Source organism: Anaerocolumna sp. MB42-C2, assembly GCF_030913705.1.
In the GTDB taxonomy this organism is placed as follows: Bacteria; Bacillota; Clostridia; order Lachnospirales; family Lachnospiraceae; genus Anaerocolumna.
This window is the reverse complement of record NZ_CP133190.1, coordinates 3,786,113-3,798,258: the sequence shown is the minus strand read 5'-3', so window position 1 is coordinate 3,798,258 and position 12,146 is coordinate 3,786,113. Positions and strand designations below refer to the sequence as shown.

Genomic DNA, 12,146 nt, shown 5'->3' with positions numbered 1-12,146 from the left:
TACTACGATATCTTATGCTACGCCTTCCTGTTTCTCAGCGATTTGCTTAAGAACACGAGCAAAGTTGGTAATAGGAGACTGTAAACTTCCAAGTAATTTGGAAATAAGCACTTCTCTTGATGGGATTGTTGCGATTTTCTGGATACCTGTTTCATCGTAGTAGGTTCCTTCAACAACACCGGCTTTAAACTCTAACTTAGGAGAAGTTTTGATTACGTCATTGATGATTCTCGCAGGAGCAGTTGCATCGCTGATTCCAAATGCTACAGCAGTTGGTCCTTCTAAATGCTTGTATAACGCTTCATATACAGTTCCTTCAAACGCACGTTTTAACAATGTGTTTTTGTAAACCTTATATACAACACCTGCTTCTCTTAACTGCTTACGAAGTTTCGTATCTTCTTCTACAGTAAGCCCACGGTAGTCTACAGCTACTATTGCTTTAGCGTCATTCACATAACCCTTAATTTCGTCAACGATAGGTTGTTTGATTTCTACTTTTGCCATTCTAGTACACCTCCTTATAGATTTTGCAAAAAATTCTTTTCTTTTGCCTCACTGCTTTGGGGTACGACGGTATAAAAAATCCCTTACTGCAAAGCAGTAAGGGATTCTAAAAGTCATCTAAAAGATTTCTATCCCTCGGTAGGCGTTTTTTCCTTATGCCTTGCGGCACCTACTGTCTTCGGCAGTTATTGCATTCAAAAGTATAACATTAATCTATTATAGTGTCAACCATAAATCAAATTTTCTTTGCAAAATTATTAACTTAATTTAGCTGTATTTAATTTTACACCAGGTCCCATAGTGGATGCTAATGTAACGCTTTTAAGATATTGTCCTTTTGCAGCAGATGGTTTTGCTTTATTGATTGCACCGATCAGCGTATGGAAGTTGTCCGCTAATTGATCTTCGGTAAAGGAAGCTTTACCTAACGGCACATGAATAATATTTGTTTTGTCTAATCTGTACTCGATCTTACCTGCTTTAATATCCTTAACAGCCTTTGTTACATCCATAGTAACAGTACCAGCTTTAGGGTTTGGCATTAATCCCTTAGGTCCTAATACACGTCCCAAACGACCAACAACACCCATCATGTCCGGAGTTGCAACGATAACGTCAAAATCAATCCAGCCTTCGTTTTGAATCTTAGGCACTAATTCTTCACCGCCAACATAATCTGCTCCTGCTGCTTGTGCTTCATTTAATTTGTCACCTTTTGCAAATACAAGAACTTTAACAGTTTTACCTGTTCCGTGAGGCAGTACAACCGCACCACGTACCTGTTGGTCAGCATGACGTCCGTCAACACCGAGTCTGATGTGAGCTTCTACTGTTTCATCAAATTTAGCAACTGCTGATTTTTTAACTAAACTAATTGCTTCTGCTGCATCATAAAAACTTGCCCTGTCGATAAGCTTGGCAGCTTCAGCGTATTTTTTTCCTCTTTTCATTCTATTAACCTCCTAGTGGTAGTATCGGGAGTATGCATAAGCGTTGCTTACGCCTAGCGAAAATTGCAAAACAATTTTCTATGGCTGCCTTGCAACCATTACCCTCCCACGTAATTGCTATTACTTAGTCAACTACAGTGATTCCCATACTTCTTGCAGTACCGGATATCATACTGATTGCTGAATCAATATTTGCTGCATTTAAATCAGGCATCTTAAGTTCTGCTATTTTCTGTACTTCTGCTTTTGTTATGGTAGCAACCTTGGTCTTATTCGGTACCGCAGAACCGGACTTAAGATTACATGCTTTCTTTAAAAGAACTGCAGCAGGCGGAGTTTTTGTAATGAAGCTGAAGCTTCTATCCTGATATACTGTAATTACAACAGGAATAATCATTCCTTCTTGATCTGCTGTTCTTGCGTTAAATTCTTTTGTAAACTGTACGATATTAACACCATGCTGACCTAAAGCTGGTCCAACCGGTGGAGCCGGTGTAGCCTTTGCAGCAGGGATTTGTAATTTAATGTAACCTGTAACTTTCTTTGCCATTATAGCATACCTCCTAAAATTGTGGTGTTATCGGGAGTATACACAAATTCTTATCATGTATTTTGAAAATTACGAAGCAATTTTCCATGGCTGTAATGCAACCATTACCCTCCCACCATCTAGATTCACTTTATCTGCAACGGAATTTAGGTATTCTAGATGTTTTTTACATTTTCTTGATATCAGTGAAACTTATCTCGACAGGAGTTTCACGACCAAACATATCAACACTGATTGTGACGATTTGTTTATGAGTATTAATCTGCTTAATGATTCCTGTGGTATTCTCCCACACACCGGAGATTACTTCAACCGTATCACCAAGCTCAAAATCTATCACAATATCGTCTTTTTTGATTCCCATTGACTTCATTTCTGTTTCCGTTAACGGAACTGGTTTCGATCCGGGACCGACAAATCCTGTGACGCCTCTCGTATTACGAACTACGTACCAAGTATCATCGTTCATTTCCATGTTAAGTAAAACATACCCAGGGAACATTTTCTTCTGGACTTTTTTCTTAACACCGTTCTTCACCTCAATAACATCCTGAAGCGGAACGGAAACCTCTAAGATTTGATCTTGAAGTTTTCTGTTTTCAATTGTTTTCTCAATGTTGGCTTTTACCTTATTCTCATATCCTGAGTAAGTATGAACAACGTACCAATTCGTCTTTGACATATAATCACCTATATCCTATTTGATAAGAACATCTATACCGTATTTAATACCTAAATCCAATATAGAGATTATTACACCCAAAACTACGGATATTACAATGACTGCCACTGACTGCTTCGCAAGTGATTCCCTGTCCGGCCAAACAATTTTATTAAATTCAGCTTTCAGGCCTTTAAACCAACTTTTCTTTGGAGCTTTCTCTGTGGTATTAGCAGTTTCTCCCATGTTTTCACTTTCCTTTCTTAACAATGCAGTTATAAAGTTGTTAAGCATCTGTACCGGTTCTTATAAACTGTAGTTACAGAACACACTTAAACTCTTTATATAATTGCTCTGCTTGTATAGAAGATTAGACATCTTATTTTGTTTCTTTGTGTAATGTGTGTGACTTACAGAACTTACAATATTTTTTTGTTTCCATTCTGTCTGGATGTGTTTTCTTTTCCTTTGTCATGTTATAATTACGTTGTTTACATTCTGTACATGCCAATGTGATCTTTACGCGCACAACTTCCACCTCCGCTTAAATTTTAAAATTAGTGAACTTTCATTTTACCCTTAATTTGCTGATAATTAAGATTTTGTGTAAAATATACGGTACACAGGGTTTTTAGGCATAAAAAAAAGACCTCTTCCATCGCTAGTCTAATATAACATACTCTACAACATACGTCAATATTTTTTTTAAAATGCTATATAATTATAATACTTCTTAAGAAATAATTCAAGTTTTATTTATAAATAAGTGAAATACAGGATAACTGTTGTTACTGTTCACAGGCAACAACGCGACGTGTTTTTTGTGAATGTAGCGAAGTCAAGAACTGAGAACCCCCGAGACTTATGTGCTATGTATCATTTGTTACAGTTTAGCCGTAAGGCTTAACTGTAACAACACAAGGAGACCCCCGGCAATCAAACTAACGAAGATTACGGACAGATCCACCCTTAACCAGTTGAACTTTTAGATAAATGGTATCCAGCGATGTAGACATCGGATTTTCTATTAAGTTAATTAGCTGTCTAGCCGCTTCGAAACCTATCTTATCCGTATCCTGCTTGATTGTCGTCAACTTCGGTTCAAGCGCCTGGGCAACCGAGATTCCATCGTATCCTGCTACAGAAATATCCTCAGGGATTTTAAGGCCCATCCGCCTTGCCGTATTCATTACACCTAAAGCAGCATAATCATCTGATGCGATAATACAAGTAGGCGGATCCTTAAGGTTAAGCAGGTGCAGTGCTAATTTTTCTGAGGATTCCGCACTTCGGTATATACCCTGGGCAAAATATTCCTCAGGAACAGTTATACCATTTTCCTTTAAAACATTATGAAAGCTTACCAATCTGTTATGAGTAACGGATGATTTCGTTCCATGAATATAAGCTATCTTTCTATGTCCCTGGTCTATTATATATTGAGTCAGCTGACGCATACCCTCAACATTGTCGGATAAAACGGATATTGCTTCGTTAAATGCATGGTCTATGGTAACAACAGGATAGTCGCTGTTTACTAATTCCAGAACTTCCGGTTCCGTAAATTCCGCACATGCTATAAACACTCCATCAAAATTCCGTAAACGGCAATGGTCCAGATAAGTCATTTTCCGATTACCTATATTGTGTTCTATAAAAGTAATATCATAACCCCGTTTAGCTGCCTTTTCTTTAAAGGAAGCCAAAATATGTGCAAAATATTCATTACGCAATCCATGCTTAGAAAGTGTAGAAAATAAAACGCCAATGTTATACGTCTTTTTCATCTTTAACGCCCTTACATTGGCCTCCGGAAAATATCCGGCTTCCCTGGCTGCTTTTATAATCATTTCCCTTGTTGCTTCACTAATGTCCTGATATCCGTTTAATGCTTTGCTTACAGTAGAAACCGATACACCGCAGCTTAGTGAAATATCTTTTATTGTAGCCACTTTTTTTGCCACTGTCTTTTACCTCTAAAACACTAATATTTTGTAACTATTCAGTCCTCCGAAAAAACATATCTGTGTCTGCCGGAACTAAAGCCATGATAGTCACAACATCTTCATCTGTACTTTTAACAGCCAGACTCCGAGAAGTCCTATCAGAAGCCCTGTTATAATACCTGAAATGAGTAAAACAGGCAGATAATATACAATACTTTGCGTTCGGAGAACAATAGCCGCCACCACTATCTGTCCGATATTATGGCTGATACCTCCGGCTATGCTGACACCAATCATACTAAATACTTTAGATTTTTTACAAATGCACATAATCAGCCAGCTTAAGATTCCTCCTGCCAGACTGTATAAAATACTGAACATATTACCAAAAGTAAATCCAACCAGTACAATACGTATACAGGATATAACAAAGGCTTCCTTAACTCCCATCGCGTATAATGCCGTCAAGACCACAATATTCGCAAGCCCGAGCTTAACGCCCGGAATTCCTACGGAGAAGGGAATCAGCACTTCTATATAGCTGAATACAAAAGCCAGAGCAACAAACATTCCGTAAAACGCTACTCTTTTAGCTTTAGAATTATTCATCTGTAATCTTCCTTTCTTTTCTACTCCCATATACATTAACTGTATAAATATGCCAAAAGGAGCTGCTGCAAAAAATTCACTTACAGGGCAAAACCTGGGCTTTCCTTTTATTTTCTCCCAAAAAAGCTTTGAATTTCGCAGCATCCCCTTCTCTTAATCGGCATACCCTTAATACATTTTATGATTGAGTTAACCTCATTCTTATTGTTTTATCAGCCAAAAACTTCAATCTGTTTCTTATCTATAAACTGACGGAATGCTCTTTCAAATCTGCCAGAATTACCTTGGTAGGACATTTCTCTGCACATTTACCGCAATTCGTACATTTCGTGTAATCAATCCGGGCAAGATTATTTTCAACTTTTACCGCATCAAACTCACAGGCTTTCACACACATCATGCAACCGATACAGCCAATACTGCAGCCCGCTTTTACCTCTTTACCTTTATCCTTTGAATTGCACCTTACAAAATGTCCGGAATTATAAGGTACTAATTCTATTAAATTATTAGGACATTCTTTAATACATAAACCGCAGGAAGTACATTTTTCCTTGTCTACGATTGCAACACCGTCTACTACATGGATTGCATCAAACTGACATACCTTAACACAGGAACCAAAACCGGTGCAGCCATAACCGCATTGTTTCGGACCTTTTCCCGGTGTAAAAGCTGCCTTTTTACAATCTTGAATTCCGTAATAGTTATATTTTACTTTTGTTTTATCACAAGTGCCGGCGCATTTTACAAATGCAACTTGTCTTTCTGTCTCCTGAGCAACCGTACCCATTACTTCGGCAATCTGCCCATGAACTTTACTGTTAGCTACCGGACAGGCATTTACAGGTGCATTACCTGACGCAATTGCCTGTGCCAGATTGTCACAACCGGGATATCCGCAGGCTCCACAGTTATTTCCGGGCAAAAGCTCTCGTACTAACTGTTCTTTTTCATCTATTTCAACTTCTAATTTTTTAGCAGCCAGGCCAAGAAACAGGCCGATGATAATTCCGGTCGCACTGATTAACAGGGTTGCTACTCCTACTCCGGCTAAATTAAGAGCTAAAACAGGAAAACTATTTAGCAGAATACCATTTATAATTGTTATATTCATCTATTCCTACCTCCTATATTAAACCGGAGAAACCAAAGAATGCAATTGCCATAAGTCCTGACGTTATCAGTACGATGGGCATTCCCTGAAATGATTTCGTGACATCGTTGTGTTCGATTCTTTCCCTGATACCCGCCAAAAGAATTATGGCTATCAGGTAACCGACTGCTGTTCCCACACCATTAACAATACTGGTAAGAATACCATAATCTTTTTTAACATTAATGAGGGCCACACCTAATACGGCGCAATTGGTTGTAATTAAGGCCAGATATACACCCAGTGCATTATAAAGTGCAGGACTGTATTTCTTAATAACCATCTCTACAAATTGCACCAAAGCTGCTATAACCAAGATAAACACTATTGTCTGCAAATATTCAAGACCACTGGGTATTAATATAAATTTATAGATTAAGCTGGTACAGATTGAAGCAATTGTAGTTACAAAGATAACTGCAAACCCCATTCCCATTGCCGTATTTACTTTTTTGGATACGCCGACAAAAGAACATAAGCCAAGGAACTGACTTAGTACGACATTGCTGACTAATGCGGATCCTATAAAGATCAGTAATAATTCTCCCATCTAAATCTTTCCTCCTTATTCTTTATCTGCTTTATTATTTATTTTATCGAATTCTAACTTTTCTCTGTTAACCATGCAGGAAATCCCACCGCAGGCCTGGCAATCTCCCCCACAGGCAAGGTTTGAATCCGGGGACGAGCCATTGGTAGCAGATTTTAATTTAAACTTATTCTGAAGCGCTGTTAAGACTGCCAATACAAAGAAAGCTCCCGGAGCCAAGATAAAGATTGTCGCCGGCTCAAATGCTTTTGGCATAATCTGAATATTAAAGATTGTCCCTGCTCCAAGTATCTCTCTAAACATTCCTATAAACAGAAGACCTATCGTAAAGCCAAATCCCATTCCTAAACCATCCATAACGGCAAGACCCACAGAATGCTTATTTGCATAAGCTTCCGCCCTGCCGAGGATAATACAGTTTACTACGATAAGTGGAATATAAATACCCAGCGATTCATATATGGCCGGTACATAACCCTGTAATAAAAATTGTACTATTGTAACAAAAGAAGCTACAATAACAATATAAGAAGGCATTCTTACTTTACTTGGTATGATATTTCTTAATAAGGATACCAAAAAATTAGCGCATACCAATACCGCAGTGGAAGACAACCCCATTCCGATTGCATTGCTAGCCGAGGTTGTAACAGCTAAAGTAGGGCATAAACCAAGCATTAAGATAAAAGTAGGATTCTCTTTTATAAGTCCGTTCATAAAAGGTTCCAGGTAATTTTTCTTTTCTTCTTTTTGCAGTTTGTTACTGTTTTCGTTATTCTGACTCATCCTATCCCCTCCTTTTTAATTTCCTGCTTCCACTAAATCCGTAATGAAGCATAATCCTGAATTCACTGCATTTGTCACTGCTCTTGTGGTAATTGTGGCACCACTTAAAGCATCGATTTCATTTTCATTTTTTGCACCGGTTTTGGTATAAGCAAATTCAGCGACTTTTTTGTCTGCAAACTGTTGTTTAAATTCTTTTGTCGAAGCTTTTGCACCAAGTCCCGCTGTTTCATTCATGGATAGAATTTCCATTCCTTTAACCGTACCATCCTCAGCATAACCTAAGGATAAGGTAATCGCTCCGCCATAACCCTCCTGTGTGGTAACTACTACCACATAACCAAGCTTGTTACCGGCTTCATCCGTTGCAATAAGCGCTTCATCAATACTTATATTGGTATACCCCTTTGGCTCTAATACTTTAGCTGCTTCACCGGTTTTAAGTGTCAATGTTTTATCTTCTTTAAACTCTAAAGCTCCCGGAAATACTGTTTGGTAAGCTTCCATCTTAGCCTTTAGATTCTGCTCCTCTATTGCAGGGACTGTAATTTCATGTACAAAGCCTAAAGCAAATCCCGCAATTAAAGTGATGGCAAACAGTATTAAGGCATCCTTTAAAATTGTGCCTTTTTTACTTACATTTATTTCATTACTCATTTGCTTTGGCCTCCTTTCCAAACATGTTTGGCAGAGTAAATTTCTCAATCAGCGGAACCAATAAGTTGCAGAATATTATTGCAAAGGATACCCCTTCCGGAGATGCCCCGAATAGCCGGAACAGTCCGGTCATAATACCCAGGATGATTCCGTATACAATATGCCCCTTAGTAGTAATTGGGCTGGTGGAGTAGTCCGTTGCCATAAAGAAAGCGCCTAACATAAGGCCGCCTCCGAACAGATGGCCGATTAAAAAGTTCGGATCTAATCCTTTTCCTCCGAATAATACAACAAATAAGGAAAAAGAAGCCAGATACATTACCGGAATTCTCCAGGTTATAACTTTCTTAAGGAGTAAATAAGCAGCACCTATTAAGATTGCGGCTACACTGGTCTCACCTATGGTCCCGGCTGTTCTTCCGATAAACAGATTCATGATATCAACTGATTCTCCCGCGCGTAAAGCTGCAAGAGGAGTTGCACCGGATACACCGTCTATGGCTATTACGCCTTTACTTAAATACTGGAAAAGATTTGGTGCGGATCCAGTGTCCGTAATTGCAGATATCTGAAAGTTATTCATTCTTCCGGCAAAACTGATTAATAAAAAACACCTTGCTGCCAGAGCCGGATTCATAAAATTCTGACCGATACCGCCATAGAGCATTTTTACAACAAGAATAGCGAAAATACTACCTATTACCGGAATCCATAACGGCACAGAAGCTGAAAGATTAAGGGCTAATAATAAACCTGTGACAACAGCACTGTAATCCCCTGTCGTAAGCGGTTTTTTCATCGCCTTTTCGTATACATATTCCGTTAATATACTGGTTACAATAGATGTTAAGATAATCAATAAGGCTTTCAAACCAAAGTTAAAAATTCCGAATATACTGGCAGGAATCAGCGCAATCGCCACATCCTGCATAATTGTTGTTGTGGTCACCCGGCTTCTTGTGTGAGGAGAAGCGGACACATTATACAAATTGCTCAAAATCGGCACCTCTTTCTTTCTACTTTTTTCTGCTGCTTAGTATACTGGCTCTCATCTCTTTAAAGGATTGATTCAGGTTTAATTTTGCTGGGCACACAAAGGTACAGCTGCCGCAGTCACAGCATTCCATTCCATTAAATTTAATAAAGTTCTCACTGTCAAACCGCTGTGAATACTCATATAATTTTTGGGGTATAATACGACTAGGACAGGCTGCTGCACATCTGCCGCAACGTATACAGGCTGAAGACTGCATTCTGGCCGCCCTGTCTTTCCCATAGGCAAGCAGTGCTGAGGAAGTTTTTGTAACCGGAATATCTAAGGAGTATAAAGCCTGACCCATCATGGGACCCCCGGATATTACCTTTTCCGGTTCTTTTATAAATCCTCCTGCCGCTTCAATTAATTCTCTGTAATTCGTACCTATCTTTACATTAAAATTCCTGGGATCTTTTATGGCATCCCCCGTAACCGTAACTATTCTGCGCATTAAAGGAGTTGACATTGCAACAGCCATATAAATCGAAATTACAGTGTCAACATTATTTACAATACATCCGGCATGCAGCGGTAAAAGTGAAGAATTTATCTTGCGTCCGGTTGCAGCATAGATCAGAAAACGTTCTCCTCCCTGAGGATATTTCGTCTTAAGAGGTTTTACTTCAATTCTGGATTCCTCTTTTACTAATTCCTGCATCTTAGCAATCGCATCCGGCTTATTATCTTCTATGGCAATAATACCTTTTGCATTAGGAAACAGGCTCAATTCAATTTTAAGACCCTCAACTAATTTTTCAGGTTCTTCGATTAACATTCTGTAATCAGAGGTCAGATACGGCTCACATTCTGCCGCATTAACAATTACATAGTCAATTTTATTGTCATCCTTAGGAGTTAATTTAACATGAGTAGGAAAAGCTGCACCACCAAGTCCTACAAGACCGGCTTCTTTTATGATATCCCTAATCTCACCTTTACTTAATTTGCTATAATCCCTCTTTTGCCCCAGTCCTTCCAGAGCTTTATAATTATTATCATTTTCAATAATGATAGCAGATGCCATAATGCCGGACACTGTCAGTCTTGGTTCGATTCCTTTGACGGTACCCGATACGGAGCTTATTATATTGGATGAAACAAATCCATCGGCTTCCCCAATTTTTTGCCCCATCAAAACATAATCACCTTTAGATACGAGCGGCATCGCCGGTTTACCAATATGCTGAGCCAATGGATATACCATTTCACCCCTGGGCACTAATTCGGTGACTGGCTTATCTTTCGATAATTCCTTACCTTCATAGGGATGAATGCCGCCTATAAATGTCGCTGTTCCCATATTTATTTCCTTCTTTCTATTTTTAATATAGTAATTGAATCTTTATGCTGAAAAATTGCAGTCATGTATATTAATATAACACAAAACAAATGTTTTTTGTAGTTTTTTTTGTGAATTGTCGTATAATTAAATTTTTAACAAACACTTTTTAAACAAATGGAGCATATTTTTGCATTAACTCAAGTAATTTAAGAATTCAACAAAAGCCGGTTCCCAAAAAAACACCAGGGAGCACCAGCTTTTATTGTTAAATATTTATTTTACAACATAGGACTTTTTTATATAAGATTCGAAATTCGAGCTATATTTAATATCTCCGTTTTCAAATACCCACACTGCTTCCGTATCCGGAATACTTTCTATTAGTTTAAGCCCTTCCTCAAAGGGCATATTAATAACTTTAGCCAGAGCATCTGCCATTCCGGAATCTTTTGTCACGATGGAAACAGATAAGTAACCTTTAGCCGGCATTAAAGTATCCGGGTCAATAATATGATGATACTGTTTCCCATCCACCGTATAATATCTTTCATAAACGCCGCTGGTTACCAGTGACATATTCTTTAAGTTTAATATATATAAATATTTATCTTTACTTTCCAAGTCAGGATTTTGAATACCTATGCTCCATGCTTCACCGGTATCTGCTTTGGGATCTAAGGTACGTACGTTACCTCCCACACTTATGGAGCCACTTTTAAAACCATTTTTATATGCTATATCAGCAACCTTTTCCGTTGCAAACCCTTTGCCTACTGCCCCAACATCAAGGCTCATCTCCGGATCTTTAAGGTACACGGTTGAATCTTTTTCATTAATAATTACTTTATCAATATCTGTATGTTTCGCTTTTTCCTTAAGCAGATCCATAGGAGGTAATTTGGCATTCCCAGGATCATCCACACCCCTGGTGCGGTAATCATGCCAAACACTAAGTACAGCCCCAAACGCAACATTCATCTGCCCGTTTGTAAGCTTATAGGCTTCTTTTGAGAATTTCAATAAATCAATAATTCTCTGGTCAACTTTAACCGGTTTTTTACCGGCATTGTCATTGATTGTTTTAACATTATTAATTCCGTCATAATCATTGTATATATCATAAAGTTCATGATATTCTTTTAAATTATCATAAATCATCTGAGCATAATTTGTGAATTCTTCTTTATCTTTTGCATAACCGGTAATTGTTGTTACCGTATCAAACAACTCCAGAAAGCTCGCATCGAAACGCTTTAATTTTGTTGAATATGGTAAATTAAATTTTGAACAGCCTGTTAAATTAAAGACAAAAACTATGGTTAATAAACATGCTATTAATTTTTTTCTCAAATTAATCACCTCTTTAAATGTTACCGGCTGCCGGTTTTTTATCATAAAAATCGGGCTGCTGCAAAATCTACAACCTGCCGAACTTGAAGCTGGATCCATGTTGTAA

General features: G+C 38.2%; 15 protein-coding genes and 1 other annotated feature. All 15 genes read right to left on the bottom strand.

Features of this window, described 5'->3' with window-relative positions; genetic code table 11:
- Nucleotides 1–12: 12 nt before the first annotated feature.
- The 15 genes from rplJ to RBU59_RS16830 all read right to left on the bottom strand — a co-directional run bounded on the left by rplJ (nt 13) and on the right by RBU59_RS16830 (nt 12,040).
- Nucleotides 13–507 (bottom strand): 50S ribosomal protein L10, encoded by a 495-nt coding sequence (gene rplJ, locus RBU59_RS16900; RefSeq protein WP_308143677.1) that lies wholly within the window; start codon nt 505–507, stop codon nt 13–15.
- Nucleotides 508–572: 65 nt separating this feature from the next.
- Nucleotides 573–707 (bottom strand) — a sequence feature (ribosomal protein L10 leader region).
- A gap of 57 nt (nt 708–764) precedes the next feature.
- On the bottom strand, nt 765–1,457 hold the full coding sequence (gene rplA / locus RBU59_RS16895; RefSeq protein WP_308143676.1) for a 50S ribosomal protein L1: 693 nt from the start codon (nt 1,455–1,457) through the stop codon (nt 765–767).
- A 124-nt stretch (nt 1,458–1,581) separates the two neighbouring features.
- A complete protein-coding gene (gene rplK / locus RBU59_RS16890; RefSeq protein WP_308143675.1) occupies nt 1,582–2,007 on the bottom strand; it encodes a 50S ribosomal protein L11 in 426 nt (141 codons plus the stop codon).
- A gap of 166 nt (nt 2,008–2,173) precedes the next feature.
- A complete protein-coding gene (gene nusG / locus RBU59_RS16885) occupies nt 2,174–2,689 on the bottom strand; it encodes a transcription termination/antitermination protein NusG (RefSeq protein ID WP_308143674.1) in 516 nt (171 codons plus the stop codon).
- A 15-nt stretch (nt 2,690–2,704) separates the two neighbouring features.
- Complete coding sequence (gene secE / locus RBU59_RS16880) at nt 2,705–2,914, bottom strand: preprotein translocase subunit SecE (protein ID WP_308143673.1); 210 nt, start codon at nt 2,912–2,914, stop codon at nt 2,705–2,707.
- Between the two features lie 133 nt (nt 2,915–3,047).
- A complete protein-coding gene (rpmG, locus tag RBU59_RS16875) occupies nt 3,048–3,197 on the bottom strand; it encodes a 50S ribosomal protein L33 (RefSeq protein WP_161836870.1) in 150 nt (49 codons plus the stop codon).
- A 412-nt stretch (nt 3,198–3,609) separates the two neighbouring features.
- Nucleotides 3,610–4,632, bottom strand: a complete 1,023-nt coding sequence (locus tag RBU59_RS16870) for a LacI family DNA-binding transcriptional regulator (protein WP_308143672.1) — start codon at nt 4,630–4,632, stop codon at nt 3,610–3,612.
- Nucleotides 4,633–4,722: 90 nt separating this feature from the next.
- Nucleotides 4,723–5,367, bottom strand: a complete 645-nt coding sequence (locus RBU59_RS16865) for a Gx transporter family protein (protein WP_308143671.1) — start codon at nt 5,365–5,367, stop codon at nt 4,723–4,725.
- Nucleotides 5,368–5,464: 97 nt separating this feature from the next.
- Nucleotides 5,465–6,340: an RnfABCDGE type electron transport complex subunit B gene (locus RBU59_RS16860; protein ID WP_308143670.1), complete on the bottom strand. Its 876-nt coding sequence runs from the start codon at nt 6,338–6,340 to the stop codon at nt 5,465–5,467.
- Between the two features lie 13 nt (nt 6,341–6,353).
- Nucleotides 6,354–6,929, bottom strand: coding sequence for an electron transport complex subunit RsxA (gene rsxA, locus RBU59_RS16855; protein ID WP_308143669.1), 576 nt, complete (start codon nt 6,927–6,929; stop codon nt 6,354–6,356).
- A gap of 15 nt (nt 6,930–6,944) precedes the next feature.
- A complete protein-coding gene (gene rsxE / locus RBU59_RS16850; RefSeq protein ID WP_308143668.1) occupies nt 6,945–7,715 on the bottom strand; it encodes an electron transport complex subunit RsxE in 771 nt (256 codons plus the stop codon).
- Nucleotides 7,716–7,730: 15 nt separating this feature from the next.
- Nucleotides 7,731–8,372: an RnfABCDGE type electron transport complex subunit G gene (locus RBU59_RS16845; RefSeq protein WP_308143667.1), complete on the bottom strand. Its 642-nt coding sequence runs from the start codon at nt 8,370–8,372 to the stop codon at nt 7,731–7,733.
- Entirely contained in the window at nt 8,365–9,369 is a 1,005-nt protein-coding gene (locus tag RBU59_RS16840) for an RnfABCDGE type electron transport complex subunit D (RefSeq protein ID WP_308143666.1), read from the bottom strand. Before RBU59_RS16840 ends, RBU59_RS16845 begins: the two co-directional genes overlap by 8 nt.
- 19 nt (nt 9,370–9,388) lie before the next feature.
- On the bottom strand, nt 9,389–10,708 hold the full coding sequence (rsxC, locus tag RBU59_RS16835; RefSeq protein WP_308143665.1) for an electron transport complex subunit RsxC: 1,320 nt from the start codon (nt 10,706–10,708) through the stop codon (nt 9,389–9,391).
- 255 nt (nt 10,709–10,963) lie between these two features.
- Nucleotides 10,964–12,040, bottom strand: a complete 1,077-nt coding sequence (locus tag RBU59_RS16830) for an FAD:protein FMN transferase (RefSeq protein WP_330698352.1) — start codon at nt 12,038–12,040, stop codon at nt 10,964–10,966.
- Nucleotides 12,041–12,146 lie beyond the last annotated feature (106 nt).

Bases quoted from the DNA above. Each gene is read 5' to 3' on its own strand.
- rplJ (WP_308143677.1), bottom strand. From the start codon at position 507: ATGGCAAAAGTAGAAATCAAACAACCTATCGTTGACGAAATTAAGGGT.
- rplA (WP_308143676.1), bottom strand. From the start codon at position 1,457: ATGAAAAGAGGAAAAAAATACGCTGAAGCTGCCAAGCTTATCGACAGG.
- rplK (WP_308143675.1), bottom strand. From the start codon at position 2,007: ATGGCAAAGAAAGTTACAGGTTACATTAAATTACAAATCCCTGCTGCA.
- nusG (WP_308143674.1), bottom strand. From the start codon at position 2,689: ATGTCAAAGACGAATTGGTACGTTGTTCATACTTACTCAGGATATGAG.
- secE (WP_308143673.1), bottom strand. From the start codon at position 2,914: ATGGGAGAAACTGCTAATACCACAGAGAAAGCTCCAAAGAAAAGTTGG.
- RBU59_RS16865 (WP_308143671.1), bottom strand. From the start codon at position 5,367: ATGCTGCGAAATTCAAAGCTTTTTTGGGAGAAAATAAAAGGAAAGCCC.
- RBU59_RS16860 (WP_308143670.1), bottom strand. From the start codon at position 6,340: ATGAATATAACAATTATAAATGGTATTCTGCTAAATAGTTTTCCTGTT.
- rsxA (WP_308143669.1), bottom strand. From the start codon at position 6,929: ATGGGAGAATTATTACTGATCTTTATAGGATCCGCATTAGTCAGCAAT.
- rsxE (WP_308143668.1), bottom strand. From the start codon at position 7,715: ATGAGTCAGAATAACGAAAACAGTAACAAACTGCAAAAAGAAGAAAAG.
- RBU59_RS16845 (WP_308143667.1), bottom strand. From the start codon at position 8,372: ATGAGTAATGAAATAAATGTAAGTAAAAAAGGCACAATTTTAAAGGAT.
- rsxC (WP_308143665.1), bottom strand. From the start codon at position 10,708: ATGGGAACAGCGACATTTATAGGCGGCATTCATCCCTATGAAGGTAAG.